The sequence below is a fragment of the Pseudomonas sp. GQ91 genome (assembly GCF_059758795.1).
On record NZ_JCAXED010000003.1, the window covers coordinates 245,184 to 270,677 of the forward strand.

Annotated in this window: 24 protein-coding genes; 13 read left to right on the top strand and 11 right to left on the bottom strand. The window is 60.5% G+C overall.

The window, feature by feature from the left end:
- From pcaH to pcaC, 6 genes are all read left to right on the top strand, one after another.
- On the top strand, window positions 1–705 hold the full coding sequence (gene pcaH / locus AC6CIA_RS05945) for a protocatechuate 3,4-dioxygenase subunit beta (RefSeq protein ID WP_498311067.1): 705 nt from the start codon (window positions 1–3) through the stop codon (window positions 703–705).
- A gap of 1 nt (window position 706) precedes the next feature.
- Entirely contained in the window at window positions 707–1,273 is a 567-nt protein-coding gene (pcaG, locus tag AC6CIA_RS05950; RefSeq protein ID WP_498311068.1) for a protocatechuate 3,4-dioxygenase subunit alpha, read from the top strand.
- A 359-nt stretch (window positions 1,274–1,632) separates the two neighbouring features.
- Entirely contained in the window at window positions 1,633–2,928 is a 1,296-nt protein-coding gene (locus AC6CIA_RS05955; protein WP_498311069.1) for an MFS family transporter, read from the top strand.
- A gap of 45 nt (window positions 2,929–2,973) precedes the next feature.
- Window positions 2,974–4,338, top strand: a complete 1,365-nt coding sequence (locus tag AC6CIA_RS05960) for a 3-carboxy-cis,cis-muconate cycloisomerase (protein WP_498311070.1) — start codon at window positions 2,974–2,976, stop codon at window positions 4,336–4,338.
- 10 nt (window positions 4,339–4,348) lie between these two features.
- Window positions 4,349–5,140: a 3-oxoadipate enol-lactonase gene (gene pcaD / locus AC6CIA_RS05965; RefSeq protein ID WP_498311071.1), complete on the top strand. Its 792-nt coding sequence runs from the start codon at window positions 4,349–4,351 to the stop codon at window positions 5,138–5,140.
- Window positions 5,141–5,150: 10 nt separating this feature from the next.
- Window positions 5,151–5,549 carry a 4-carboxymuconolactone decarboxylase gene (gene pcaC / locus AC6CIA_RS05970; protein WP_498311072.1) on the top strand — a complete coding sequence of 133 codons (399 nt, stop codon included), beginning with the start codon at window positions 5,151–5,153 and terminating at the stop codon, window positions 5,547–5,549.
- Between the two features lie 14 nt (window positions 5,550–5,563).
- On the opposite strand, the gene AC6CIA_RS05975 is transcribed toward pcaC, so the two are convergent.
- The 4 genes from AC6CIA_RS05975 to AC6CIA_RS05990 all read right to left on the bottom strand — a co-directional run bounded on the left by AC6CIA_RS05975 (window position 5,564) and on the right by AC6CIA_RS05990 (window position 12,655).
- Window positions 5,564–6,463, bottom strand: a complete 900-nt coding sequence (locus tag AC6CIA_RS05975) for a polysaccharide deacetylase family protein (RefSeq protein ID WP_498311073.1) — start codon at window positions 6,461–6,463, stop codon at window positions 5,564–5,566.
- Window positions 6,464–6,884: 421 nt separating this feature from the next.
- Window positions 6,885–8,345 (bottom strand): AdeC/AdeK/OprM family multidrug efflux complex outer membrane factor, encoded by a 1,461-nt coding sequence (adeC, locus tag AC6CIA_RS05980; protein ID WP_498311074.1) that lies wholly within the window; start codon window positions 8,343–8,345, stop codon window positions 6,885–6,887.
- Complete coding sequence (locus AC6CIA_RS05985; protein WP_498311075.1) at window positions 8,345–11,512, bottom strand: efflux RND transporter permease subunit; 3,168 nt, start codon at window positions 11,510–11,512, stop codon at window positions 8,345–8,347. The genes adeC and AC6CIA_RS05985 overlap by 1 nt, the downstream gene beginning before the upstream one ends.
- A 3-nt stretch (window positions 11,513–11,515) precedes the next feature.
- A complete protein-coding gene (locus AC6CIA_RS05990) occupies window positions 11,516–12,655 on the bottom strand; it encodes an efflux RND transporter periplasmic adaptor subunit (RefSeq protein WP_339529097.1) in 1,140 nt (379 codons plus the stop codon).
- A 265-nt stretch (window positions 12,656–12,920) separates the two neighbouring features.
- Between AC6CIA_RS05990 and AC6CIA_RS05995 the strand changes: the two genes are divergently transcribed.
- Entirely contained in the window at window positions 12,921–13,553 is a 633-nt protein-coding gene (locus AC6CIA_RS05995; protein WP_498311076.1) for a TetR family transcriptional regulator, read from the top strand.
- 331 nt (window positions 13,554–13,884) lie between these two features.
- On the opposite strand, the gene AC6CIA_RS06000 is transcribed toward AC6CIA_RS05995, so the two are convergent.
- From AC6CIA_RS06000 to AC6CIA_RS06010, 3 genes are read right to left on the bottom strand one after another with little or no spacing between them, the layout of a single operon-like run.
- A complete protein-coding gene (locus AC6CIA_RS06000) occupies window positions 13,885–14,940 on the bottom strand; it encodes an alkene reductase (RefSeq protein WP_498311077.1) in 1,056 nt (351 codons plus the stop codon).
- Window positions 14,941–14,965: 25 nt separating this feature from the next.
- Window positions 14,966–16,132 carry an MFS transporter gene (locus AC6CIA_RS06005; RefSeq protein WP_498311078.1) on the bottom strand — a complete coding sequence of 389 codons (1,167 nt, stop codon included), beginning with the start codon at window positions 16,130–16,132 and terminating at the stop codon, window positions 14,966–14,968.
- Between the two features lie 11 nt (window positions 16,133–16,143).
- Window positions 16,144–16,458, bottom strand: a complete 315-nt coding sequence (locus AC6CIA_RS06010) for an ArsR/SmtB family transcription factor (protein ID WP_339529101.1) — start codon at window positions 16,456–16,458, stop codon at window positions 16,144–16,146.
- Between the two features lie 154 nt (window positions 16,459–16,612).
- Here AC6CIA_RS06010 and AC6CIA_RS06015 point away from each other — a divergent pair, with 154 nt between their 5' ends.
- On the top strand, window positions 16,613–17,197 hold the full coding sequence (locus tag AC6CIA_RS06015) for an acyl carrier protein phosphodiesterase (protein ID WP_498311079.1): 585 nt from the start codon (window positions 16,613–16,615) through the stop codon (window positions 17,195–17,197).
- A 110-nt stretch (window positions 17,198–17,307) separates the two neighbouring features.
- Here the strand turns inward: AC6CIA_RS06015 and AC6CIA_RS06020 are convergent, their stop codons facing one another.
- Window positions 17,308–18,099 (bottom strand): lysophospholipid acyltransferase family protein, encoded by a 792-nt coding sequence (locus tag AC6CIA_RS06020; RefSeq protein ID WP_498311080.1) that lies wholly within the window; start codon window positions 18,097–18,099, stop codon window positions 17,308–17,310.
- Entirely contained in the window at window positions 18,099–18,854 is a 756-nt protein-coding gene (olsB, locus tag AC6CIA_RS06025; protein ID WP_084377008.1) for an L-ornithine N(alpha)-acyltransferase, read from the bottom strand. The genes AC6CIA_RS06020 and olsB overlap by 1 nt, the downstream gene beginning before the upstream one ends.
- 131 nt (window positions 18,855–18,985) lie before the next feature.
- Here olsB and AC6CIA_RS06030 point away from each other — a divergent pair, with 131 nt between their 5' ends.
- The 3 genes from AC6CIA_RS06030 to AC6CIA_RS06040 all read left to right on the top strand — a co-directional run bounded on the left by AC6CIA_RS06030 (window position 18,986) and on the right by AC6CIA_RS06040 (window position 21,337).
- The gene (locus AC6CIA_RS06030) at window positions 18,986–19,864 is read left to right on the top strand and encodes an acyl-CoA dehydrogenase middle domain-containing protein (RefSeq protein ID WP_498311081.1); all 879 of its coding nucleotides are present in this window, start codon (window positions 18,986–18,988) and stop codon (window positions 19,862–19,864) included.
- A 67-nt stretch (window positions 19,865–19,931) separates the two neighbouring features.
- A complete protein-coding gene (locus AC6CIA_RS06035) occupies window positions 19,932–21,026 on the top strand; it encodes a serine hydrolase domain-containing protein (protein WP_498311082.1) in 1,095 nt (364 codons plus the stop codon).
- A complete protein-coding gene (locus tag AC6CIA_RS06040) occupies window positions 21,023–21,337 on the top strand; it encodes an amidase (RefSeq protein WP_498311083.1) in 315 nt (104 codons plus the stop codon). The genes AC6CIA_RS06035 and AC6CIA_RS06040 overlap by 4 nt, the downstream gene beginning before the upstream one ends.
- A gap of 188 nt (window positions 21,338–21,525) precedes the next feature.
- Here the strand turns inward: AC6CIA_RS06040 and AC6CIA_RS06045 are convergent, their stop codons facing one another.
- Both AC6CIA_RS06045 and AC6CIA_RS06050 read right to left on the bottom strand, forming a co-directional pair.
- On the bottom strand, window positions 21,526–21,915 hold the full coding sequence (locus AC6CIA_RS06045) for a hypothetical protein (RefSeq protein WP_339529107.1): 390 nt from the start codon (window positions 21,913–21,915) through the stop codon (window positions 21,526–21,528).
- Window positions 21,912–23,303: a PAAR domain-containing protein gene (locus tag AC6CIA_RS06050; RefSeq protein ID WP_498311084.1), complete on the bottom strand. Its 1,392-nt coding sequence runs from the start codon at window positions 23,301–23,303 to the stop codon at window positions 21,912–21,914. Before AC6CIA_RS06050 ends, AC6CIA_RS06045 begins: the two co-directional genes overlap by 4 nt.
- 394 nt (window positions 23,304–23,697) lie before the next feature.
- Between AC6CIA_RS06050 and AC6CIA_RS06055 the strand changes: the two genes are divergently transcribed.
- Together AC6CIA_RS06055 and AC6CIA_RS06060 are read left to right on the top strand one after the other, a co-directional pair.
- Window positions 23,698–24,288: a YceI family protein gene (locus tag AC6CIA_RS06055; protein ID WP_339529109.1), complete on the top strand. Its 591-nt coding sequence runs from the start codon at window positions 23,698–23,700 to the stop codon at window positions 24,286–24,288.
- A 1-nt stretch (window position 24,289) separates the two neighbouring features.
- The gene (locus tag AC6CIA_RS06060) at window positions 24,290–25,447 is read left to right on the top strand and encodes a phospholipase D-like domain-containing protein (RefSeq protein ID WP_498311085.1); all 1,158 of its coding nucleotides are present in this window, start codon (window positions 24,290–24,292) and stop codon (window positions 25,445–25,447) included.
- Window positions 25,448–25,494: the final 47 nt, after the last annotated feature.

Genomic DNA, 25,494 nt, shown 5'->3' on the forward strand with positions numbered 1-25,494 from the left:
ATGAGTGACAAGCCCGGATACCGGCGCCCGCAAGCGGGTACTCAGCCTGATTACCTGCACCCGGCGTACCAGTCGACGAACCTGCGTTCGCCGTCCAAGCCGTTGGTGTTTCTGCCCCATTCGTTGTCGGAAATCACCGGCCCGACTATCGGCACCGAACGCATCGACGAGAAGGACAACGACCTCACAGCCCAGCACGATGGCGAGCCGCAAGGCGAGCGCATCATCATCCACGGCCGCGTGCTGGATGAGAACGGCCTGCCGGTACCGGGCATCCTGGTGGAAATCTGGCAGGCCAACGCCGCTGGACGCTACAACCATCAGCGCGATCTGCACGACGCGCCCCTGGACCCGAACTTCACCGGCACCGGTCGCACGGTCACCGATGCCGACGGCTGGTACCAGTTCCAGACCATCAAGCCCGGCGCCTATCCGTGGGGCAATCATCACAATGCCTGGCGCCCGGCGCATATTCATTTTTCGCTGTTTGGCCCCAGCGTGCTGACGCGGCTGGTGACGCAGATGTATTTCCCCGGCGACCCGTTGCTGGAATACGACCCGATCTACAACTGCGTGCCCGACACCTCGGCCAAGGAACGCTTGATCGCCCGTTTCGACCTTGAAAAAACCATTCCGCATTATGCCCTCGGCTACCGCTGGGACATCGTCCTGCGCGGCCGCGACGCCACGCCGATGGAGAAATGAGATGACTCTTTACGCGACTACATCCCACACCGTCGGGCCTTACTATCATATCGGCCTGACTTGGCTGAACCGCGAAGATCTAGCCTCGGCCGAGACCTTGGGCGAGCGGGTGGCGATCAGCGGGCAAGTGCTGGATGGCAACGGTGATGCCGTCAACGACGCCATGCTGGAAGTCTGGCAAGCCAATGCTGCCGGTAAATATGACCACCCCGAAGATGAGCAGGACAAACCCCTGGATCCCAGCTTCGAAGGGTTTGGCCGAGTGCCGGTGGACGCCGAAGGGCGTTTTCGGTTTTCCACCATCAAGCCGGGCAGCGTGCCGGGGTTGGAGGGCACGACCCAGGCCCCGCACCTGGTGGTATTGGTGTTTGCCCGTGGCCTGGTAAAGCACTTGCTGACGCGGATTTATTTTGACGGTGAAGTGATGAATGGGGATGACCCGTTGTTGGGGTGTGTACCCGCTGAACGCCGCAGTACCTTGATTGCCAAGGCGGACGCGTCGGGGGTGTATCAGTGGAACGTGGTGTTGCAGGGGACGGATAAAGAGACGGTGTTTTTCGATTATTGAGGGGGGCTTCAGGGCCACCCCACACAATTTTGCCTCAACGCTTAAATCCAAGCAGAGAGGGCTGTTGTGGCAAGCGGGACAAGCCCGCTCGCCACAGGGAAAATCGTCGGTTTCTGAAAATTGTGTAGATATCCATGCCCCAGGGCGAGAGGGGACTGACCAGGGGATATGCCAGTGTTACATCGACCTGAACGCTCATCGGTGAATCCATAGTCGGCTCGGTCATGCAGGTCGCGAAATTTTCGCGGCACGCTTCGGCCTGTTCCTTCTCCCCCTCACCACCCCAAAAGTCTACTTGCGGAACGAGACTGTTACAAAGTATGTCTAGGGTTAAGTCCGTTCCCTACGAGTGAAAAAATATGACAACCCATACCGGTCACTACACCGGAGAAGAACGCAGCAAACGGATTTTTGCAATTGTCGGGGCTTCGTCCGGCAATCTGGTCGAATGGTTCGACTTCTACGTCTACGCCTTCTGTGCGATTTATTTCGCTCCGGCGTTTTTCCCTTCCGATGACCCCACGGTTCAACTGCTGAACACCGCAGGCGTATTCGCCGCCGGTTTCCTGATGCGGCCCATTGGTGGTTGGCTGTTTGGCCGGGTGGCCGATAAGCATGGGCGCAAAAACTCGATGATGATCTCGGTGCTGATGATGTGCGCCGGCTCTCTGGTCATTGCCTTTTTGCCCACTTACAAAGACATCGGCGCCTGGGCTCCGGCCTTGCTGCTGGCGGCGCGGTTGTTCCAAGGGCTGTCGGTGGGCGGCGAATACGGCACCACGGCAACGTACATGAGCGAAGTGGCGCTCAAAGGCCAGCGCGGGTTCTTCGCTTCGTTCCAGTACGTGACCTTGATCGGCGGGCAATTGCTGGCCGTGTCGGTGGTGGTGATCCTGCAACAACTGCTGACTGAAGAAGAACTGCGCGCCTGGGGCTGGCGGATTCCGTTTGTGATCGGCGCGATTGCCGCGGTGATTTCGCTGTTACTGCGTCGCTCCCTGAAAGAAACCACCAGCCAGGAGATGCGCGACAACAAAGACGCCGGCAGCATTGCCGCGCTGTTTCGCGATCACAAAGCGGCGTTTATCACCGTGCTCGGCTATACCGCCGGCGGCTCGCTGATTTTCTACACCTTTACCACTTACATGCAGAAGTACCTGGTGAACACCGCCGGGATGCACGCCAAGACGGCCAGCTACATCATGACCGGCGCGCTGTTTCTGTATATGTGCATGCAGCCACTGTTTGGCATGCTTTCGGACAAGATCGGCCGGCGTAATTCGATGCTTTGGTTCGGCGCCCTCGGTACGCTGTGCACCGTGCCGATCCTGTTGACCCTCAAAACCGTGAGCAGTCCGTTCCTGGCCTTTGTACTGATTACCCTGGCGTTGGCGATTGTCAGCTTCTACACCTCCATCAGCGGCCTGGTAAAAGCCGAGATGTTCCCGCCACAAGTGCGCGCACTCGGTGTGGGCCTGGCATACGCGGTGGCAAATGCCCTTTTCGGCGGTTCAGCGGAGTACGTGGCCCTTGGCCTGAAGTCCATCGGCATGGAAAACACCTTCTACTGGTATGTCACCGGCATGATGGCGATCGCATTCCTGTTCAGCTTGCGCCTGCCGAAACAGGCAGAGTACTTGCACCACGATCTGTAACCGGTTGGCGCGCCTTTGAGGGCGTGCGTGCCTTAAGGATGGTTTATGACGACGCGCACGAGCAATCAGTTGTTCGACACCTATTTCACGGCCGACAGCATGGCCGAGGTGTTCTGTGACCAAGGCCGGCTGCAAGGCATGCTGGACTTCGAAGCCGCGCTGGCCCGGGCCGAAGCCCAGGTTGGGGTGATTCCGCAAGCAGCCGTGGCATCGATAGCGCAGGCCTGCCTGGCGTCGCTCTACGATACGAGCGCGCTGGGCGAGGCGATAGCCACCGCGGGTAATTCAGCGATCCCGCTGATCAAGGCACTCGGTAAACAGATCGCCAGTGCCGATGCGGGTGCCGAGCGCTACGTACACTTGGGCGCCACCAGCCAGGATGTGATGGACACCGGCCTGGTGCTGCAAGTGCGCCGCGCCGTGACGCTGATTGAAGACGATCTGGCGCGGCTGGGAGACATCCTTGCCGCTCAGGCCCAACGCTATATTGCAACGCCGATGGCCGGACGCACCTGGCTGCAGCACGCGACGCCTGTGACGCTGGGGATGAAAATCGCCGGCTGGCTGGGCGCTGTGACGCGTAGTCGAGAGCGCCTGGCGCAGCTCAAGCCACGCTTGCTGGTGCTGCAGTTTGGCGGCGCCTCCGGAACCCTCGCGGCGCTGGGCGAACAGGCGATGCCGGTGGCCGAGGCCCTGGCGGCGCACCTGCAATTGAGTTTGCCGGAGCAACCCTGGCATACCCAGCGTGACCGGCTGGTGGAGTTTGCCGCGGTCCTCGGTTTGATCGCCGGCAACCTCGGCAAGCTCGGCCGCGATATCAGCTTGTTGATGCAGACGGAAGCGGCAGAAGTGTTCGAGCCGTCGGCGCCGGGCAAGGGTGGTTCTTCGACCATGCCCCACAAGCGCAATCCAGTCGGGGCCGCGGTTTTGATCAGCTGCGCGACACGGGTTCCGGGCCTGGTGGCGACGATGTTCAGCGCGATGCCTCAGGAGCACGAACGCAGCCTGGGCCTGTGGCACGCCGAATGGGAAACCCTGCCCGAGATTTGCCGGCTGGTCTCCGGCGCCTTGCATCAAGCACTGCTGGTAAGCGAAGGCCTGGAAGTCGATCCGCAACGCATGGGCCGCAACCTTGATTTGACCCAAGGCCTGGTGCTGGCCGAGGCCGTTAGCATGGTGCTGGCCCAACGCCTGGGGCGCGAAACCGCGCACCATTTGCTGGAGCAGTGCTGCAAACGCGCGGTCGCCGAGCAGCGGCATCTGCGCGCGGTGTTGGCCGATGAGCCGCAAGTGACCGCCGAGCTATCGGCGGCCGAATTGGATCGTTTGTTGGACCCTGCGCACTATCTGGGCCAGGCGCACACCTGGGTCAGCCGCGCGGTCGCGGGACACTTTGGATTTTCTGCCTGAGGAGGCTGCTGTGGCACGTGTACAACTCGCTGATGGCGAACTGAACTATCAACTTGAAGGCCCGCAAGGCGCACCGGTATTGGTGCTCTCCAACTCATTGGGTACCGACTTGCACATGTGGGACACCCAGATGCCGGCGTTCACCGAGCATTTCCAGGTGTTGCGCCTCGACACCCGTGGCCATGGCAAGTCCCTGGTCACCGAAGGTCCCTACAGCATCGAGCAGTTGGGACGTGATGTACTGGCGCTGCTGGATGCGCTGCAGATCCAGCGCGCACATTTTTGCGGTCTGTCCATGGGCGGGTTGATCGGCCAATGGCTGGGTATCAACGCTGGCGAACGCTTGCTGCGACTGGTGGTGTGTAATACGGCGGCGAAAATCGGCACCCCCGAGGTATGGGACCCGCGGATCGAAATGGTCTTGCGCGATGGCCAGGCCGCGATGGTGGCGTTGCGGGATGCGTCGATTGCGCGCTGGTTCACCGCTGATTTTGCCGAGGCCAATCCCGACCAGACCCAGCGCATTACCGACATGCTGGCGGCCACTTCACCCCAAGGCTATGCCGCCAACTGTGCGGCGGTGCGGGATGCGGATTTTCGTCAGCAATTGTCGTCGATCACGCTGCCGACGCTGGTGATTGCCGGCACCGACGATGCGGTCACGCCGCCCTCGGGCAGCCAGTTCATTCAGGCGCAGGTGAAGGGCGCCGAGTACGCCGAGTTCCCTGCGGCGCATTTGTCCAACGTGCAAGCCGGTGCTGCGTTCAGCGACCGGGTGCTGTCATTCCTGCTGGCCCGCTGAGGAACCTTTCGTGGACGAAAAACAACGTTATGCCGACGGCCTCAAGGTGCGTCGTGAAGTCCTGGGCGATGCGCATGTCGACCGCAGCCTGAACGCGCTGACCGAGTTCAACCGCGAGTTCCAGGACATGATCACCCGCCACGCCTGGGGTGACATCTGGACCCGTCCGGGCTTGCCCCGCCACACCCGCAGCTTGATTACCATCGCAATGCTGATCGGCATGAACCGCAACGAGGAGCTGAAGCTGCACCTGCGCGCCGCCGCCAGCAATGGCGTGACCCGCGCCGAGATCAAGGAGGTGTTGATGCAGAGCGCGATCTACTGCGGGATTCCGGCGGCCAATGCGACCTTTCACCTGGCCGAGTCCGTCTGGGATGAGTTGGGCGTCGAATCGCGGGAGCAGGGTTGAGCACGCGGGTGTAGTCAGCGGGAATCATCTTCCCACAGCCAATTCCATATCCCCGGCAGATACACCACTTCATCGATGTCTTTCACCGTGCGCGCCAGAGCGGCGCGCTCGAGACTGATGGAGTCCGTGTAGAACGGCTCGGCAGCGGTTTTCAGGCCATTGGCTTGAGCGCTGTCCAGCAGAATCTGCAGGTATTCCTTCATGTGCCGCGCGGTATAGCGGTTGATGTCGTGAAAGGTCACCACCACGGGGATTACGCCGTCCACTGTTGGCAGTTCGCCGAGGGCGATTCGTTCTCGCGCTTGCGACAGCTGCAGCAGCAGGTTGGCTCGGCGCCTGGGGCTGGCATTGAAACCCCATATCTTGCCGTCATTGGCGCTCAAGTCCGTCAACAGAATGTGCATGCCCTGTTGCCGATAGGCGGCGAAGGTGCGTTTGTCGTAATTCCAGAAGGGCGGACGAATCAGTCGGGGCGCAGCGCCGGTGATCGAAGCGATGCTCGCCGCGCCCAGGCGTAGGGTCTGCGCCAGTTCCTCGTCATCCAGCAAGCGATGGTTGGTATGCCAGCGCGTTGCGGTGTGAAAGGCCAGGATATGGCCGGCCGCGTGCTCGCGCTGCATGGTTTTACGACCACGCTCGCTGCCGCCGCCACGTGCCGACTCGGTCTGTAAAAAGAAGATCGCCTTGATGCCCGGCTGTACGGGATTGTCGGCCAGGTCGGCGATCACCGAGCGGCTGGGGTTGGCATAGCCGGAAGCGCTGGGGCCGTCATCGAAGGTCAGCAAAAAGCGCACCGGGGCCTGGGTTTCCAGGCGTTCCGCGGTCAGTGAGGTCAGGACGATGGGCGCGCCAATGCAGCCGCTGAGGCTTAGCGCCAGGGCGAGTAGTACGGAGGCAATGGCGAAGGATTTCATGCTGTGCGCAGGCTCAAGTAGAGGCCGCTATCGAGCGAAGTCGGCAGCGACAGGCGCGCACCATACAGCAAGATTGTCGCGGTTTTACAGCAGACTTATCGGCTAGCTGACGATCAACCGGTTTTGCGCAGGGACAGGTGGAGCAGGGCGGGGGTGTTTGCTTGTGGTGATGGGGCTTGCCTGTGATATCGGGCTTGTCTGTGGTGATGGGCTTGTCTGTGATATCGGGCTTGTCTGTGGCGAGGGGGCTTGTCCCCCGTTGGGGCGCGAAGCGGCCCTAATAGGCATCACCGCATTCTTTCAGAAAAAACTCAGCGACTGGTTTCAGGGCCGCTTCGCGCCCCAACGGGGGACAAGCCCCCTCGCCACAGGACAAGCCCCCTCGCCACAAATGCAGCAGAGGTGGGCTTGTTGGTTGCTATCAGAACAGCTTCAGTTCTGGCGCTTCTTGCTTCTTCGGCGGCGTGTTCTGCGCCGTTTGCTCATTCCAGCCGCCACCCAAGGCCTTGTACAAGGTCACTTCGCTGGTCAACTGTGCCAGGCGGTCGGTGATCAGCGTTTGCTGGGCACTGAACAGCTGGCGCTGGGCATCGAGGAAGGTCAGGTTGCTGTCGACACCAATGCGGTAGCGACGCTCGGCCAGACGGTAGTAGTCCTGGTTGGCCTCGACGAAATCACGCTGGGCCTGCAACTGTTGGTTGTAGGTCGCTCGTGCCGCCAGGCCGTCGGAGACTTCCTGGAATGCGGTCTGAATCGCCTTCTCGTAGTTCGCGACGTTGATCTCTTTCTGGATCTTCGAGTAATCCAGGCTTGCGCGCAGGCTACCGGCGTTGAAGATCGGGATGTTGATCTGCGGGGCGAACGACCAGGTGCCCGAACCGCCTTTGAACAGACCGCCAAGGTCCGGGCTCAGCGTACCGGCATTGGCCGTCAGGCTGATGCTCGGGAAGAACGCCGCACGGGCCGCGCCGATATTGGCGTTGGCGGCCTTGAGGTTGTATTCGGCCTGCAGGATGTCGGGGCGACGTTGCAGCAGGTCCGAAGGCAAGCCGGCGGGTACTTCGCTCAACAGATCGTCGGACAGTGGCTTGCTGGCGATATTCGCCGGCAGGCTGGTGCCCAGCAACATCGTCAGGTTGTTTTCGTCTTGAGCCACCTGGCGGGTGTAGCGCGCCAGTTGGACGCGCGCGCTCTCGACCGAGGTCCGCGCCTGACTCAAGTCCAGGGCCGAGGCCACGCCGACCTCATTGCTGCGGGAGGTGAGCTTGTAGCTCTGCTCGAACGCGCCCAAGGTGTCCTGGGTCAGCTTCAGCAGCTCCTTGTCGGCCTGCCAGGTCAGGTAGGCGTTGGCCACGCTGGCCACCAGGCTGATCTGTGTGCTGCGGCGTGCTTCTTCGGTAGCGAAGTACTTCTGCAACGCTTCCTCACTCAGGCTGCGCACTCGACCGAACAGGTCCAACTCGTAAGCGTTGATCCCGAGCGTCGCCGAGTATGAGCTGGTGATACCCGCCTCGCCGGTTTGCGAGGCGCGTGCGGGAACCCGCTGACGGCTGCCGCTGCCATTGGCCGAAACGGCCGGGAACAGGTCGGCACGCTGGATACGGTACTGCGCCGCGAAGGCGTCGATGTTCAGGGCCGCGACACGCAGGTCGCGGTTGTTTACCAAGGCCACCTGAATCAGTTGTTGCAGGGCCGGGTCATGGAAAAACTGCTTCCAGCCTTGCTCGGCAGCGGCCTGGCTCGGCGCCTGGGCCGACGAATACGCCGGCCCCTGCGGGAACTGGGCGGCAACCGGTGCTTCGGGCTGCTGATAGTCAGGGATCAGCGAGCAGCCACTGAGCACGAATGCGGTGACTGCCAGGGAAAGTAGCGACTTGCGCATTAGCCAGCCTCTTTAGGAGTGTGCGGTGTGTCGGACTTGTCGGTTTTCTTGCGGCTGCCGATGGATGACACGGTGACGAAGAACAATGGCACCCAGAAGATCGCCAGGACGGTTGCGGTGATCATACCGCCAATTACGCCGGTACCGATGGCGTGTTGGCTGCCTGAACCTGCGCCCGAGGAGATCGCCAGCGGCAGTACGCCGAGGATGAACGCCATGGACGTCATGATGATCGGGCGCAGGCGCATGCGGGATGCCTCGATCGCCGCCTCGACGATGCCTTTGCCCTGTTCGTGGAGCTCCTTGGCGAATTCCACGATCAGGATGGCGTTCTTCGAGGCCAGGCCGACGGTCACCAACAGTCCCACCTGGAAGAACACGTCGTTGGACAGCCCCCTCAGGCTGGTAGCCATCAGGGCCCCGATGACGCCCAGCGGTACAACCAGCACCACTGCAATCGGGATCGACCAGCTTTCGTACAGCGCGGCCAGGCAGAGGAATACCACCAGCAACGACAGGGCGTACAACGCAGGCGCCTGGGAACCGGACAGGCGTTCTTCATACGAAAGGCCGGTCCAGGCATAGCCGATACCCGACGGCAATTGCTTGGCGATCCGCTCGACTTCCGCCATCGCATCACCGGTACTGTAGCCCGGTGCCGGGGTGCCGAGGATTTCCATCGCTGCTACACCGTTGTACCGCGAGAGTTTCGGCGAACCGAAGATCCAGTCGCCGGAGGCGATGGCCGAGAGTGGCACCATCTTTCCGTCGTTGCTGCGGACGAACCATTTCGTCAGGTCTTCAGGCGTCATCCGGCTGGCGGCTTCACCCTGGATATAGACCTTCTTCACCCGACCACGGTCGATGAAGTCGTTGATGTAGCTGCCACCCAGCGCGATCGCCAGGGTCTGGTTGATGCTGGCGAGGCTGATGCCCTGCGCGCTGGCCTTCTCGTCGTCAATGGTCAGCTCGTACTGCGGCTCATCGTTGACGCCGTTGGGACGAACGCCTGCCAGGATCTTGCTCTGCGAGGCCATGCCCAGGAACTGGTTGCGGGCCTGCATGAGCTTGTCATGGCCGACACCGCCCTGGTCCTGCAGGAACACGTCGAAACCGGTGGCGTTACCCAGTTCCAGAACCGAGGGCGGCACGATGGCGAACACCATGGCGTCCTTGAAGGTCTGGGAGAAGTAGCCCTGCGCACGCTTGGCCACCTCAAACACCGAGGTCGAGGCATCGCGCTCATCCCAGGACTTGAGCATGACGAACGCCAGGCCCGAACTCTGGCCACGACCGGCAAAGTTGAAGCCGTTTACGGTAAACACCGACTGCACGGCCTTGCCTTCGCCCGGCTCGCCTTCCTTGTCGTTCAACAGGTAGGCGCGCATGTCGTCGATGACCGTCTGGGTTCGTTCGGCCGAAGAGCCAACCGGTGTCTGCACCTGGGCGAAGATCACGCCCTGGTCTTCCTCGGGCAGGAACGCGCTCGGAATACGCGTGAACAGCCAGATCATGCCGGCGAAGATGATCAGGTACACCAGGAACGAAGGCGCCTTGTGCTTGATCATGTTGCCCACGCCGCGTTCGTAGCTCAGTACGCCACGGTCGAAGGAGCGGTTGAACCAGCCGAAGAAACCGCGCTTGGGTTGGCCGTGCTTCTCGGGATCGATCGGCTTGAGCATGGTGGCGCAGAGCGCCGGGGTGAAGATCAGCGCAACCAGTACCGACAGCGCCATCGCCGAAACGATGGTGATGGAGAACTGTTTATAGATGACCCCCGTGGAACCGCCGAAGAATGCCATTGGCAGCAGTACCGCCGACAGCACCAGGGCAATACCGACCAGGGCGCCCTGGATCTGGCTCATGGATTTGACCGTCGCCTCTTTCGGCGACAAGTGTTCCTCGGCCATGACCCGTTCGACGTTCTCCACCACCACGATCGCATCGTCCACCAGCAGGCCGATGGCCAGGATCATGCCGAACATGGTCAGGGTATTGATGGTGAAACCGAAGGCCGCGAGGATCCCGAAGGTGCCCAGCAATACCACCGGCACCGTCATGGTGGTGATGATGGTGGCGCGGAAGTTCTGCAGGAACAGGTACATCACCAGGAACACCAGGACGATCGCCTCGATCAGGGTATGCACTACCCCGGAAATCGATTCGGTCACTACCGGGGTGGTGTCATACGGGACCACGGCTTTCATGCCAGGCGGGAAGAACGGTTCGAGGGACGCAACCGTTTCACGGATGGCCTTGGCGGTGTCCAGGGCGTTGGCGCCGGATGCCAGCTTGATCGCCATGCCGGAAGCCGGCTTGCCGTTGAACTGCGCGCTGATGCTGTAGTTCTGGCCGCCCAGTTCGACACGGGCCACATCGCCCAGGCGTACCTGGGAGCCGTCGGCATTCACGCGCAGCAGAATCTTTTCAAACTGCTCGGCGGTTTGCAGGCGGGTCTTGCCGATGATGGTCGCGTTCAACTGTGTGCCGGGCAGGGCAGGCAGGCCGCCCAGTTGGCCGGTGGCCACCTGCACGTTCTGCGCCTGGACAGCGTTGCTGACATCCACCGGGGTCATCTGGAAGTTGTTCAACTTGGCCGGATCCAGCCAGATACGCATGGCGTACTGGGAACCGAAGACCTGGAAGTCGCCCACGCCGGACGTCCGGGAAATCGGGTCCTGGATATTGGAAACGATGTAGTTGGACAGGTCATCCTTGTTCATGGAGCCGTCTTCGGACACCAGGCCGATCACCATCAGGAAGTTCTTCACCGACTTGGTCACCCGGATCCCCTGTTGCTGCACTTCTTGCGGCAGCAATGGGGTCGCCAGGTTCAGCTTGTTCTGCACCTGGACCTGCGCGATGTCCGGGTTGGTCCCCTGATTGAACGTCGCGGTGATGGTCATGCTGCCGTCGGAATTACTGTCCGAGGAGACATAACGCAAGTTGTCGATACCGTTGAGCTGTTGCTCGATAACCTGCACCACGGTGTCCTGCACAGTCTGTGCGGAAGCGCCCGGGTAGGTGACCTGGATATCAATGGCCGTTGGCGCAATGGCCGGGTATTGGTTGATGGGTAATTTGAGGATCGATAGAGCGCCGACCAGCATGATCACCAGGGCAATTACCCAAGCGAAAATGGGGCGGTCGATAAAAAATTTCGACATGAATTACTCCCCTTTGCCAGCGGCGGCAGGAGCAGTACCGGCGGGCTTGGCGTTGGTGGCGTCCTTCACTTCAACCGCGATCCCCGGCTTGATGAACTGCAAGCCTTCAGTGATCACACGGTCGCCAGCCTGCAAGCCTTTTTCAACCAGCCAGTAGGCGCCGACGGTACGGTTGGCAACCAGCTCACGCTGTTCGACCTTGTTGTCGGCGTTGACCACCAGCGCGGTGGGGATGCCCTTGATATCGCGGGTCACGCCTTGTTGCGGGGCCAGAATCGCCTTGCTGTTCACGCCGGCTTGCAGCTGGGCATGGACAAACATGCCCGGCAGCAGGATGTGATCAGGGTTGGGAAACACGGCGCGCAGGGTCACGGAGCCGGTGGTCTGGTCGACCGAAACTTCGGAGAATTCCAACTTGCCGGGCTGCGCGTACTCGCTGCCGTCTTCCAGGGTCAGCTTGACCATGGCGGCATTGTCGCCGGATTTCTGCAGTTGACCGCTTTCCAGGTCACGCCGCAGTTTCAGCATCTCGGCGGAAGACTGCGTGACGTCGACGTAGATCGGGTCCAGTTGCTGGATCACTGCCATGGCGTCGGCCTGGCCGTTGCTGACCAGGGCGCCCTGGGTGACCGCAGAGCGACCGATACGCCCGGAAATCGGCGCGAACACTTTGGTGTAGCGCACATTGATCTGCGCGGTTTGCAGGTTGGCTTCGGCGGTCATGCGGTTGGAGACGGCCGTGTCGTACTCCTGACGGCTGACGGCCTGCTCGTCGACCAACTGCTTGTAGCGGTCGGCAATCGACTTGGTCTGTTGCAGGCTGGCCTGGGCGCTTTTCAAGGTGGCTTCATAGACCGACGGATCGATCTGATAGAGCTGCTGGCCTTCCTTGACGTCGCTGCCTTCCTTGAACAGACGCTTGAGAATGATGCCGTTGACCTGAGGACGAACTTCCGCGATGCGGTACGCAGTGGTGCGTCCGGGCAGCTCGGTAGTCAGGGTATAGGCTTGAGGTTGAAGGGTGACCACGCCGACCTGAGGGGTTTGAGCGGGCGGAGCCGCTTCTTCCTTTTTACATCCGCTGAGCAGCGATGCCAGGGCGACGGCAGTGACCAGGGCGGTAACAGCTGGCTTAAGTTGCATGAAGATCCTCGGGTCAGGCGCGCTGAATGCGCACAAGAAGTGTGGAAGGGTAAAAAACAGGCATTGAGTGGATAAGTAGCTTGCTACGCAATATACTTACGTTCATGGTTGTTTGTAAACTCTTGACAGGCTTCGCGGATTCCTTACAAAGCACCGCTGAAAGCTTCGATTCTATTACGTTCGGTGCCCATGACGGCGTCGTCCCATAATTATTCAGAAGGTGGTTATTGACCACCGCCCGTGTCCTGATTGAGGTGTTACTGCCATGGTTCGTCGTACCAAAGAGGAAGCTCAGGAAACGCGTAGCCAAATACTTGAAGCCGCCGAGCAGGCCTTCTACGAACGCGGCGTGGCGCGTACCACGCTGGCGGATATCGCGGCGTTGGCGGGCGTCACGCGCGGTGCGATCTACTGGCATTTCAGCAACAAGGCCGACCTGGTTCAGGCGATGCTCGATACGTTGCACGAGCCGCTGGACGAATTGGCCAGGGCCAGTGAAAGCGAAGACGAAGTCGATCCGCTGGGGTGCATGCGCAAGCTGCTGATTCATTTGTTCCATCAAGTAGCCCTGGACCCGAAGACTCGGCGCATTAATGAGATTTTGTTTCATAAATGCGAATTCACCGATGAAATGTGTGATCTGCGTCGTCAACGCCAGACCGCCAGCCTCGAATGCAATCTGCGCATCGGGCTGACCTTGCATAACGCGCTCCAGCGCGGGCAGCTCCCGGAAAATCTCGATACGGTTCGGGCAGCGGTGACCTTGCATGCCTATATCAACGGTCTTCTCGGCCAATGGTTACTGGTGCCTGACAGTTTCGAGTTGCACCAGGAGGCTGAGCGTTGGGTCGATACCGGGCTGGATATGCTGCGCTTGAGCCCAAGCCTGCGCAATTAAGACAAAGTGCGTATTTCAGTCAATTTGTGTCAACAGTAAAGACCAAAGACGCTCAATCGTCCTTTTAGCTGATTAAGTGGGATGACTTTATATACGCGTAGGCGCGGGGTTTGAAGGTAGCCGGCTAAGTATTTTGTAGCGATATTGTTGCATTGCTGTGAAGGAATGTTTCCCGCCCTAGACAAAAAAGCCCCGGCTCTCACGAACCGGGGCTTTTGTCTTTTGTTGGCGCGAGGGCGCGCCTGGCTCTTGCTCGCGAAGAATAAAGCAGATGCGCTGCGTTATGGTTAACGCTCTTCGCGAGCCAGCTCGCTCCTACAGGGGAAGCAGGTCAGAGTGCGAGCGTCGGGTAGTCGATGTAGCCGACTGGGCCTTTGCCGTAGAAGGTTTGCGGCTGTGGCTCGTTAAGCGGCGCGTCGATCTTCAGGCGTGCCGGCAGGTCCGGGTTGGCAATGAACGGGATGCCGAAGGCCACGGCGTCGGCCTTGCCTGCGGCCAGCCAGGCATTGGCGCTGTCCTTGGTGAAGCGTTCGTTAGCGATGTAGGGGCCGCCAAAAGCGGCTTTCAATTGTGCACCGAGGCTGTCGTCGGCTTCCTTTTCACGGGAGCAGATGAACGCGATACCGCGCTTGCCCAGTTCGCGAGCGACGTAGGTGAAGGTTTCCGCCAGGTTGTCGTCGCCCATGTCATGGGCGTCGGCACGCGGTGCCAGATGCACGCCCACGCGGCCTGGTCCCCAGACTTCAATCACCGCGTCAGTCACTTCCAGCAGCAGGCGCGCACGGTTCTCAAGGGAGCCGCCGTAGTTGTCGGTGCGCTGGTTGGTACTGCTTTGCAGGAACTGGTCGAGCAGGTAGCCGTTGGCGCCGTGGACTTCCACGCCGTCGAAACCGGCGGCCTTGGCGTTTTCGGCGCCGACACGGTAAGCATCGACGATGTCGGCGATTTCTGCGGTTTCCAGGGCGCGCGGTGTCGGATAGTCGGAGAGCGGGCGCACCAGGCTAACGTGGCCAGCCGGCTGGATCGCGCTTGGCGCCACCGGCGTTTCGCCGTCCAGGTACGACTCATGGGAGATACGGCCCACATGCCACAATTGCAGGAAAATCTTGCCGCCCGCGCCGTGCACAGCCTTGGTGATATTGGCCCAGCCACGCACCTGGTCGTTGGACCAGATGCCCGGCGTGTCCGGATAGCCGACGCCCATCGGTGTCACTGAAGTGGCTTCGCTGAGGATCAGGCCTGCGGAGGCGCGCTGTACGTAGTATTCAGCCATCAATGCATTGGGCACCCGACCGGCATCCGCGCGGCAACGGGTCAGCGGCGCCATGATGATACGGTTCGCCAGCTCCAGGTCGCCGAGTTTGATTGGGTCGAAAATAGTCGTCATAGCAAATACTCGTCTGTTGAGATGATCAGTTGGTAGCGGGGGCCAGGTCGGCATTGCCGCCCTGGCGAAAGGTAATCAGCGTGACTATCAGCGCCAGGATCGCGAGGGCCGCGGCTGCCAACGGCACGCTGGTCAGGCCGAAGCCGTGGGCGATGACGCTGCCGCCGACCCAGGCACCCAAGGCGTTGCCGATGTTGAACGCACCGATGTTCAGGGTCGACACCAGGTTGGGCGCGGCCTTGCCGAAGGTCACCACGTTGATCTGCAGCGCAGGCACGGCGGCAAACGAGGCGGTGGCCCAAAGGAACAGGGTGATTTCCGTGGGGATAATCGCGACGCTGGTCCAGCTCAGTGCGGTGGAAACCACCGCCATGCTGATGAATACGCCGATCAGTGTGGCCGCCAGGCGCTTGTCCGCCAGCTTGCCGCCGATAATGTTGCCCACGGTCAGGCCCAGGCCGATCAGCAGCAGGGTCCAGGTCACGCCTTTTGGCGAAATGCCGGTGACATCCCCGAGCAACGGCGCCACGTAGGTGAAGAGGGTGAACATCGACGCGGCGAACAGCGCGGTCATGCTCAACGACAACCAGATCCCGGCGCCCTTGAGCGCTGCCAGTTCGGCGCGCATGTCGAGTTTCTCTTCGTCACGCTTGGCCGGCAAAAAGCGCATCAGGCCCATCAGGGCAATCACGCCAATCCCGGTCACGGCCCAGAAGGTCGAGCGCCAGCCGGCTTCCTGGCCCAGCGCGGTACCCAGCGGCACGCCGAGCACATTGGCCAGGGTCAAACCGGTGAACATCAGCGCCACGGCGGAAGCGCGCTTGTTGGCTGGCACCAGATTGGCGGCCACTACCGAGCCGATCCCGAAGAATGCGCCGTGGCAGAGGGCAGTCACCACACGGGCGAACATCAGCACGTTGTAGTCACTGGCCAGGGCGCAGAGCAGGTTGCCGATGATGAAAATACCCATCAACGCTACCAGGGCGGCCTTGCGTGGCAATCTGGCGGTGGCCAGTGCCATGAAGGGCGCTCCAATGGCCACGCCCAGGGCGTAACCGGTCACCAGCCAGCCAGCGCCGGGAATCGACACACCGAGGTCGGCCGCCACATCAGGCAGCAAGCCCATGATGACAAACTCGGTGGTGCCGATGGCGAAGGCGCTCAAGGCCAGTATGAGTAGCGAGAGGGGCATCTTCGGGTCCTTTACAGCGTAGGGCTGAGTTCTTCGGTGATGGCTTGGATGACTGCCTGGATCACGTCTTCATTACGTCGGAAAAAGTGCCATTGGCCGGCTTTCTGGCTGCTGATCAAACCTGCCCGCTGCAGCGTCGCCAGGTGCGCCGAAACGGTGGATTGCGACAGCCCGCAACGCTGGTCTATCTGGCCGGCGCAGATACCGTATTCGTGGTTGTGGAGCTGTTCGGGGAACTGCACTTTCGGGTCTTTCAGCCAGTTGAGGATGTCTCGCCGTACTGGGTGCGCCAGGGCTTTTATTATTTCGTCGAGGTCAATGGACATGGCAGTGCTCGGTGTCGATGCAGCGTTATATCGCGATAAGGCGAACTTTAAATCGCTATATCCCGATATACCAATATGATTTTGATCTTAGGCTCAAGCAATTCGGTATATCGGGTTATAACGATACGTCGGCGGCAGTGTTAAACTGCGCGCCATGAATTATCTCGCACATCTGCACCTCGGCGGCCAACTTCCTGCTCAATTGCTGGGCAGTCTTTATGGCGACTTCGTCAAAGGCCGCCTGCAAGGCCAATACGACCCGCAAATCGAGTCGGCGATTCAGTTGCATCGCTCGATCGACCGCTTTACCGACACTCATTCGCTGGTCGGGGCGGCGCTGTCACGCTTCCGCCTGACCCGGCGGCGCTATGCCGGGATTGTCCTGGATGTGTTTTTTGACCATTGCCTGGCGCGTGATTGGGCGATGTATGCCGATCAGCCGTTGGAGCGTTTTACTTCGCAAGTCTATCGGGTGTTGGCCGCCGAACCGCAACTGCCCGGAAGGCTGGCGCAGATCGCGCCTTATATGGCGGCGGATGATTGGCTGGGGTCGTACCGTGACTTTGCGGTGATGGAGCAGGTGTTACGCGGGATCTCTCGGCGTCTGAGCCAGCCTGAGGAACTGGGCCATGCCATGCAGGAGTTACAGGTGTTATATGAACCGCTGAGTGAAGACTTTCGGCTGTTCTACCCCCAGTTGCAGACCTTTGCACAAGCCCAATTGACCGTTGATAGCTGAAACTGTGGGAGCGGGCTTGCTCGCGAAAGCGGTGAATCAATCAGCACATCTTTTGTTGGAAAACCGCTTTCGCGAGCAAGCCCGCTCCCACCTTTTGAATCGTGCCCGCTTCAGGCTGCGAACGCCGGCCGAACAGGCATCTGTTCCGTTTCCGGCAGTGGCCCAAACAACGCCTTTTGCACCGCCTGCTGCGCCTGATATGCCAGCGCCGCGCGTTCCTGACCGGCGCAGGCAATGGGCTTGAGCAGATGGATTTCCACATCGCCCTGATCATTGCCAAACAAGCGCATCAAATGCGAGAGCAAATCATCGTCGCCAATAAATGGCGCCAGTGGATCAATCTGCCCATCGCGCAAATAACGAATCGCCACCGGTTGCAACGACACTTCGGCGTCAATTGCACTGGCCAGCAGTCGACCGTGAAAGGTGCGCAAGGTGCGGCCATCGGTGGTGGTGCCTTCGGGGAACATCAGCAGCGGGTGCTGTTGCTCCAGATGGCGGGTCATCTGCTTGCGGATCAATTGGCTGTCACCCGCGCCACGGCGGATAAACAAACTGCCGGCTTTCGCCGCCAGCCAACCGGCGACTGGCCACGTACGCACTTCGGCCTTGGACAGGAACGACATCGGCGTGACCATGCCCAGCAACGGAATATCCGTCCATGAAACGTGGTTGCTTACCCACAGCATCGGCTGTTGTGGCAGCTCGCCGTGAACACTGACGCGAAAGGGCAGGGCGTGGGTCAACCGGGACATGAAAAAACGTGACCAGCGCTGGCGCCGGACCATTGAGTTGGCGACCCCCATGCGTTCAAACAGACCGAATACGCTCGCCATGCTCAAGCCCAGGGCGACTACCAACAGCACGCGGGCGATCCGCCCGTAGACTCGTAGACGATTCATCACATGGCAGCCTTGAAGTGGCGGGCGTAGCGCGGGCACAGCTCGTCACGCTTGAGCAGAATGAACACGTCGGCCACCTGGAAATCCTCGTCCCAGCACGGTTCGCCGCAGATTTTTGCGCCCAGGCGCATGTAGGCTTTTAGCAGCGGCGGCATTTCCGCGATGACGTTGGACGGCAGGTCCAGGCTCGGCAGCGGTTTTTTCGGTTCGGCTCGCAGGTGCTCATTGCACAGATAGCGTTCGCGCAGGCGCTGCATGATCGCGTGGGCCTGGATGCCGCCGTCGTGCATCGGGATGCTCGCACACCCCATCAGGTAGCTGTAGCCGCCCTGGTTGAGGACTTCGGCCAATTCGCCCCACAGCACGGCGATGGTGCCGCCGTTGCGGTAGGCCGGGTCGACGCAGGTACGGCCGATTTCCAGGATGGGCCCTTGCAAATGCAGCAGACCGTGGAGGCTGAACTCTTCTTCACTGTAGAACCGGCCCAGGGTGCTGGCCGCCTGGTGATCCAGCAGGCGGGTGGTGGCCACCAGTCGACCGGTGTTCAAGTCCCGTACGCCAATGTGGCTGCAGTGAACATCATAGTCATCCATGTCCAGGCCTTGTTCCGCGCCTTTCAGCTTGGCATTGAACTCGCCACTGAAAACGGTGAAACGCAAGGCTTGGGCTTCTTGCAAAGCCTGGGCGCCGATCAGGCGTTCGGCTTGCAGGCGGCGTTCATTGCCGGTGTCGCTGATGCGGGCGATCTGAGTCATGGCGAGTCTCCAGGTGCCGGCCAGGGTTGCGGCCAGTCGACTTTGTTGTGCAAAGTCAGGCTATGTACCCCCGGTGTCATCTCCATGAACCTACGGTGACGCTTAGATGACAGCCCCTTGAGGAGCCCACCATGCCTTGGCACGCTTTGCTCAAACGCCCCGACCGACTGCCTGCCCATCCCGACCTGGCGGAGGGCTACGGTGCTTTGTTGCAACAATTGGGATCGGTCACGCCCTTTGAATTGGCGGTACAGGGCGCGCGCCTGATGCCCACCCCAGGCCTGGCTTTTCTGGTGGGGTACCAGGCGGCATTACGTGCGCTCTGGCCCAGCGCGCCCCACAGCCTGGGCGCCTTGTGTGCGACTGAACAGCGCAGCCTGCGTCCGCTGGACATGCAAACGCGCCTGGACGATCTGCGCCTGACCGGTCGCAAGGACTTCGTGACGGCTGGCGACGCGGCCGACTGGTTGCTGGTGGCCGCTCGCTGCGAAGCGCCGGATGAAAAACCGCGCCTGAGCCTGGCGGTGGTACTGGCCGGCGATTCCGGCGTGCGCCTGGAGGCGTTGCCCACCCTGCCATTGATGCCCGACATCAGCCATGGTCGTGTGCATCTTGATCATGCCTTGTGCGAACGCTTGCCGGGGGATGGCTGGGACGATTACGTCAAACCCTTCCGCACGCTTGAAGACACCTATGTGCTCAGCGCGATGACCGCGTGGCTGCAGGGAATCGGTCAGGAATGCGCCTGGCCTCGCAGCTTGCAACTGCAGCTCCTGGCGTTGCTGGCCGGTTGCGCTGAAGTCAGTCGCCAGCCAACGGCCTCGGCGGCGGGGCATGTGTTGCTGGGTGGATTGTTTGCCCAGTTCGAGGCGCTGAAAGCGCAGATCAATGAAGCCATGGGTACCGGGCCATGGGCTGCGCTGTGGCAGCGTGACCAAGGCGTTCTGGACCTGGCCGCCACGGCACGGGCCAAGCGCCTGGAAAAAGCCTTGACCCCGACACCTGGCTGAATCTGTCGCCAAACGGTCATCTGTCTCGACTAGGCTCGCGGGCTTGAATGCCCACGAGTCCTCGTTCATGGTCAAAGGTCTATTGTGCGTTGCCTTGCTGCTCTTCACCGCTACGGTATTCGCCGAAACCTGGCCGACAAAGGATTGGTCCCAGGGCCCGCAATTGTCCGGTCCCGCCGTCAAGGCACTGGAAGACTATGCTTTCGCGCCTCGAAACGAGGTTACCCGTGAAGGCATCCGCACCGACGCACTGTTGGTGATTCGTGACGGTCAAATCATCTATGAGCGCTACGCCGCGCCGGTCACCGCCAGCACGCCGCACCTGACCTGGTCCATCAGCAAAAGCCTGATGGCCACGGTATTGGGCGTGGCCTATGGCGAGGAGCGATTCAAGTTGAGCGATCCGGCTGCTCGCTTTTATCCGCCGATGAAGCAACACCCGGACATTACCCTGGCCGACTTGCTGCACTGGGCCTCTGGCCTGGACTGGCAGGAAGACTACGAGTATGCCCCGCTGAAATCTTCAGTGGTGGCCATGCTCTATACCCGCGGCCGCGCCGATATGGCGAAATTTGCTGCCAACACCGAGTCTTTCAGCGCCCCCGGCCAAGTGTTTCGCTACTCCAGTGGCGACAGCAATCTAGTGTCCGCCGCCCTCAAAGGCATGCTCGGGCCCAAGGCCTATGTCGACTATCCCTGGACTGCGTTGTTCACGCCCCTGGGTATTCGTAGCGCGACCTGGGAAAGCGATGCCAACGAAACCTTCGTCGCTTCGTCCTACGCTTACCTCAGCGCGCGCGACCTGGCACGCGTTGGCCTGTTAATGGTACGGGACGGACGTTGGGGCGACCGGCAACTATTGCCCAAGGAATGGGTGGACTTCAATCGCCAACCTTTTGAGCACTACAAGGCCGGTCAGGATGAAGCGGTCCCCGGCGGTCATTGGTGGCTCAACCGTGGTGCCCGAGGCGCAGCACTGGCCTGGCCAGATGCCCCCGCCGACACCTTCGCCGCTCTCGGACATTGGGGCCAGGCGCTGTATGTCCTGCCCGACGAAGGCCTGGTGATCGTGCGCTACGCCGATGACCGCGACGGCAGTTATCGCCACAACGAATTGCTCAAGCGCGTACTGGCCGCCGTGGCCACGCAGGTGCAGCCATGATCCGCCGCCGTCCACTCGGCAGCGTCTTGCTCCTGTTGCTGCTCGTCCTGCTGGGCTGGGTCTGGCATGAGCGCCACAACCTGCACGCTTTCCCCGACATCATTGGCGCCTACACCGCCAAGGAATACTGCTCCTGCCGCTATGTACAAGGCCTACCGGCCGACTATTGCCAGGGCTATGTGAAGCAATACGTGCCCACCAGCGCCTTCGCCGACAACCCGCAAAAGCGTGTAGTGACAGCCAGCGGTTTGGGCCGTACCCACAGCGCGCAATGGTTGGGTGAGCGTCAGGGGTGTCGGTTGTTCCACTGAGGCTCAACCGGCCTTGTCCTAATGCCGTTCAGTTAAGGTTTTTGTAGGGGCAAGGGTTAGGCGCGCGCCTCGCTCCTACCGTGGACGCTATTTGTTTAACTGAACGGCATTAGACCTTGGCCCAGTGAGGCACCAGACTCTTATTGGAAATATCCAGCTCCGCTTGCAATGTGGAGTCGTCTATCGAGTTACTTAAATTTCACCAGCAGGCCTCCAATTATCATCCAGAAGAAGGCAATGATCTTCATCGTTGCATCGATGATCAAAAGACGTTTCAGATAAGGTGGAAAATTTTCAAGATCGATAGGATCTATATCTCCCATACGAATATACGCTCTCGACCATGTCACCATTCCGGCGATTTTTGCTATCTCCAAGAGGGAGCAAATCAAACCCCGTTTGCCCAGGCTTGCCCCCCAAAGATAAATATAACGGCTGTTCTTCAAGGCCTCCTTCATGGCGCCCAAGTGACGATGGCTTAGGTACAAAGTGTATGCAACGCTCACAAAACCGAGCAGAGGGCCCCCGGTGACAATCCAGAAAGCCAGCCAAGACTTCCAAAATTCCTCTGTCATCATGGCAAGGTTTTCTCGTACAGAATTTCTCCGCCTATTTCGCCACCCATACCACCGAGAGTTGTACCCATCCAAGCACCAGTCCCTATAACGGCGGCGACACAGATAACACCTCCTATACCCGTAGAGACGCCAAGCGCCACACAGATTGGCCCGCTGGCATATTTGGCTATACCTCCACCTATGGCGCCACCCACGGTGGACCCGCCAAACTTCCCCCCTTCCGTAAACTTGACCCTCTCACACGCCTCTCCAGAATCGCCGCTACACACCTGCTGAATCGCCAGCAACGAAGACACACCGCCAATCCCGATACCGATATACCCGCCCGCCGTCATGTACTTGGCCGCACGACTGGTCGCTTCCACATGAGTGGCATAGCCCGGAATCTGCCCCGGTGCACCGGCCTTGTTCCAGTGATGCACCAGACTCTTGCTGGAAATGCCCAGCGCCGCTTTCAACTTCGGGTGGTCGCCCAAGGTTGTCTGGCCACGCAGTCGAGTGGAGTTCAACAGATGGGCATCCAGCTGCTTGATCAGGTGCCGGCGATCGGCGAAGAACTGTTGCGATTTCAGGTGGCCGTGCTGACGATAGCTTTCCTGATGCAAGCGCTCCATGGCTTGCAGGGTGTCGCGCAGGTTGCTCAGGTGCTTTTCCATCACCACCGCGCTGACGCCAAGCCAGGTTGAGGTCTGCCCGCTAAAACTGGCGATTTCAGCCGCGTGGCGGAACATGAACTCGGCCTCTTCCGGTGTCAGGGGGTCGAGGGACGCCTGGACCTGTTGCGCGGCCTGCATCAATTGCGCTTCCTGATAGGTGCAGGATGTGTTGTGCGGATCGCTGAGCACAATCATCGAGCCGGCTTTCACATCGCCGACATTCGGATTGAGCGCTTGGAACTTGCTCATCACCGCCGGATCGCGCACCGGGAACAGCGTGGCCTCCAGTGCTTCGCGGGTCATGCTTTTGGGCGCAACATAGAAACCCGGTTCCTGGCCCTGCAGGCTGGTGAAGGGCGTTGGGGCTGGCGTGTTCGACGGGGTGAAGCTGGCTTGCTGCGGCGCCACCGAACGAGTGGCGGGGACCGCTTCAGCGGCTCGTGGTGCAGCGTTGCGGCTGCTGTAGGAGGCCGTGGACACCGAAGGAATCAGTCGGGCTTGGCAGGGGCAACCGCTGACGCTGTCCAGCGTGCCAGCCATAAGCCGGCCATGACTGTTCATGTGGGAAATGCCGCCGAGGATCTTATACGTCTCGCCGTTCTTGCCACAGGTGACCCGGTCACCTTCGCACGCATGAAGCAGGCCATAGAAGTTGATTCGTTTATCACCCTCCAGCACTTCGCCGCCGCAGGTGGTCTTGTCACCCAGGCCAATGAAATATCCTTTGCTCATTGTTTTTCCCTTATCCATTAATACTTGTGCTGCTTGCCTCTTGTTACTTCGGTGAGAACGAACATCTAGTAATCCACCCATGACAATAAGTAAGCGTGCGTTATCCCTCTACAACCCTGAGTATGTGGTTATCAAAAGTACAGTCGGACTTTTCTGGGAGTAACTTGGGAAAAGTCTGCTGAACTAACGGCGCAGTGAGGATTAACCCGCTGCGCGCTACGCCGTCCCCCAGCGCCAGAGGGCTTTTTGTCGGAGCCGGTTTGCTCGCGAAAATCCAAAGGCGCCGCGTTGACCCAGGCAAGCCGGCTTATCGTTAACGTTCTTCACCAGCAAGCTCGCTCCTGCAGGAGGTCTTTGCTACTGTTCGCCCAGGTTTTCCGCCCCGCGAGTTTTTATGTTCAACGCTGCTCTGTTCAAACCCCTGGTCCTCGTGCTGCTGGCCGCCGTTGCCGTACCCGCGCAAGCGGCGTGGTACCTGGATAACGAGTCCTCACGCCTGTCATTCGTGACCACCAAAAACACCCACATGAGCGAAGTCCACCGCTTCCTGGTCCTGCACGGCAAGGTTGACGGCAAGGGCGCGGCGCAGTTGGAAGTCGAGCTGGAGTCGGTCAACAGCGGTATTCCCTTGCGCGACGAGCGTATGCGCAATCAATTGTTCGAGATCAAGACGTTTCCCGACGCCTTGATCAAAACGCAGATCAACCTGCAACCGATCAACGACCTGGCTTCCGGCGCGCAATTGGAGTTGGTCTTGCCGTTGAGCGTGACGCTGCACGGCAAGACCAAAACCTATAACGCCGAGCTGCTGGCGACTCGCCTGGACGACCGGCGTTTCCAGGTGGTGACCCTGGAACCGTTGGTACTGAACGCCGCCGACTTTGACCTGCTGCCGGGCGTCACGGCCCTGCGCAAACTGGCTGGCCTGGAAACCATCAGTTTGTCGGTGCCGGTGGGTGCGGTGCTGATTTTCACGGCTCGCTGACATGAAAGGCGCGGTGTTTCCCTGGCGCAGCGCCAATCAGTTCGAATTATTGATCGACGGCGCGAGCTTTTTCCCGCAGATGCTGGTGGGCATCGCCCGCGCCGAGCGTCAGGTAGAACTTGAGATGTATCTGGTGGAGGCGGGCGCTTGTGCCGAGGCAATGGTCCAGGCGCTGGTCCAGGCGGCCGAGCGCGGTGTGCGGGTACGGTGCCTGTTCGATGATTACGGCAGCCTGGCGTTTACCCTCAGCTTGCGGCGGCGCTTGATCGATGCCGGTGTCGAACTGCGCTTCTATAATCGCCTGCGCTGGCACCGCGGGATGCGCAACCTCTACCGTGATCACCGCAAAGTGCTGTTGATCGATCAGAGCATCGCTGTCGTGGGTGGCACCGGGGTTACCGATGAGTTCTGGAACCCCGGGCACGACACCTGCGACTGGCATGAAGTGATGGTGCAAATCAGCGGCCCGCTGGTGCAGGACTGGCAAGCCTTGTTCGACCGCCAATGGCTGGCCAACGATGAGCGGCGCGCTTGGAAACCGGACACGCATTTTGGTCTGCCACGCCTGCCCAAACTGCCGGCGACCGGACCAGGGCTGGGCCGGGTGGCGTATGCCGACGCGGCGCAGCATCGCGACATCCTGCAGTCCTTGATTCGCGCATTGCACAGCGGTCAACGCCGTATCTGGTTGGCCACGCCGTATTTCCTGCCGACCTGGAGCGTACGCCGGGCTTTGCGCCGTGCCGCCGGACGCGGTGTCGATGTGCGGCTGCTGCTTACCGGGCCACGTACCGATCACCCGTCGGTGCGTTATGCCGGGCACCGCTATTACCCGCGCCTGCTCAAGTCCGGGGTGAAGGTCTTCGAGTACCAGCCGTGTTTCCTGCACTTGAAAATGGTCCTGGTGGACGATTGGGTGAGCATCGGTTCGTGCAACTTCGATCACTGGAATTTGCGCTTCAACCTGGAGGCTAACCTGGAAGCCCTGGATCCCGCGTTGACGCTGGCGGTGGTGGACAGTTTCGAGCGCGATTTTGCGCAGAGCCAGGTGGTCAGCCTGGAGGCGTGGAAGGCCCGGCCGTTGTGGCGCCGGGTGAAGCAGCGGATGTGGGGCTGGCTTGATCGGTTGGTGGTGAATTTGCTGAAGGGGAGGGGGTAGGTTTTAAGGTGCAAGCGGCAAGCTTCAAGTTTCAAGCTTGCAGCTTG

What these genes read in the sequence shown, in the direction of transcription:
- pcaH (WP_498311067.1), top strand. Translation starts at nt 1, where the DNA reads ATGAGTGACAAGCCCGGATACCGGCGCCCGCAAGCGGGTACTCAGCCT.
- pcaG (WP_498311068.1), top strand. Translation starts at nt 707, where the DNA reads ATGACTCTTTACGCGACTACATCCCACACCGTCGGGCCTTACTATCAT.
- AC6CIA_RS05955 (WP_498311069.1), top strand. Translation starts at nt 1,633, where the DNA reads ATGACAACCCATACCGGTCACTACACCGGAGAAGAACGCAGCAAACGG.
- AC6CIA_RS05960 (WP_498311070.1), top strand. Translation starts at nt 2,974, where the DNA reads ATGACGACGCGCACGAGCAATCAGTTGTTCGACACCTATTTCACGGCC.
- AC6CIA_RS05975 (WP_498311073.1), bottom strand. Translation starts at nt 6,463, where the DNA reads ATGAAATCCTTCGCCATTGCCTCCGTACTACTCGCCCTGGCGCTAAGC.
- adeC (WP_498311074.1), bottom strand. Translation starts at nt 8,345, where the DNA reads ATGCGCAAGTCGCTACTTTCCCTGGCAGTCACCGCATTCGTGCTCAGT.
- AC6CIA_RS05985 (WP_498311075.1), bottom strand. Translation starts at nt 11,512, where the DNA reads ATGTCGAAATTTTTTATCGACCGCCCCATTTTCGCTTGGGTAATTGCC.
- AC6CIA_RS05990 (WP_339529097.1), bottom strand. Translation starts at nt 12,655, where the DNA reads ATGCAACTTAAGCCAGCTGTTACCGCCCTGGTCACTGCCGTCGCCCTG.
- AC6CIA_RS05995 (WP_498311076.1), top strand. Translation starts at nt 12,921, where the DNA reads ATGGTTCGTCGTACCAAAGAGGAAGCTCAGGAAACGCGTAGCCAAATA.
- AC6CIA_RS06000 (WP_498311077.1), bottom strand. Translation starts at nt 14,940, where the DNA reads ATGACGACTATTTTCGACCCAATCAAACTCGGCGACCTGGAGCTGGCG.
- AC6CIA_RS06005 (WP_498311078.1), bottom strand. Translation starts at nt 16,132, where the DNA reads ATGCCCCTCTCGCTACTCATACTGGCCTTGAGCGCCTTCGCCATCGGC.
- AC6CIA_RS06010 (WP_339529101.1), bottom strand. Translation starts at nt 16,458, where the DNA reads ATGTCCATTGACCTCGACGAAATAATAAAAGCCCTGGCGCACCCAGTA.
- AC6CIA_RS06015 (WP_498311079.1), top strand. Translation starts at nt 16,613, where the DNA reads ATGAATTATCTCGCACATCTGCACCTCGGCGGCCAACTTCCTGCTCAA.
- AC6CIA_RS06020 (WP_498311080.1), bottom strand. Translation starts at nt 18,099, where the DNA reads ATGAATCGTCTACGAGTCTACGGGCGGATCGCCCGCGTGCTGTTGGTA.
- olsB (WP_084377008.1), bottom strand. Translation starts at nt 18,854, where the DNA reads ATGACTCAGATCGCCCGCATCAGCGACACCGGCAATGAACGCCGCCTG.
- AC6CIA_RS06030 (WP_498311081.1), top strand. Translation starts at nt 18,986, where the DNA reads ATGCCTTGGCACGCTTTGCTCAAACGCCCCGACCGACTGCCTGCCCAT.
- AC6CIA_RS06035 (WP_498311082.1), top strand. Translation starts at nt 19,932, where the DNA reads ATGGTCAAAGGTCTATTGTGCGTTGCCTTGCTGCTCTTCACCGCTACG.
- AC6CIA_RS06040 (WP_498311083.1), top strand. Translation starts at nt 21,023, where the DNA reads ATGATCCGCCGCCGTCCACTCGGCAGCGTCTTGCTCCTGTTGCTGCTC.
- AC6CIA_RS06045 (WP_339529107.1), bottom strand. Translation starts at nt 21,915, where the DNA reads ATGATGACAGAGGAATTTTGGAAGTCTTGGCTGGCTTTCTGGATTGTC.
- AC6CIA_RS06050 (WP_498311084.1), bottom strand. Translation starts at nt 23,303, where the DNA reads ATGAGCAAAGGATATTTCATTGGCCTGGGTGACAAGACCACCTGCGGC.
- AC6CIA_RS06055 (WP_339529109.1), top strand. Translation starts at nt 23,698, where the DNA reads ATGTTCAACGCTGCTCTGTTCAAACCCCTGGTCCTCGTGCTGCTGGCC.
- AC6CIA_RS06060 (WP_498311085.1), top strand. Translation starts at nt 24,290, where the DNA reads ATGAAAGGCGCGGTGTTTCCCTGGCGCAGCGCCAATCAGTTCGAATTA.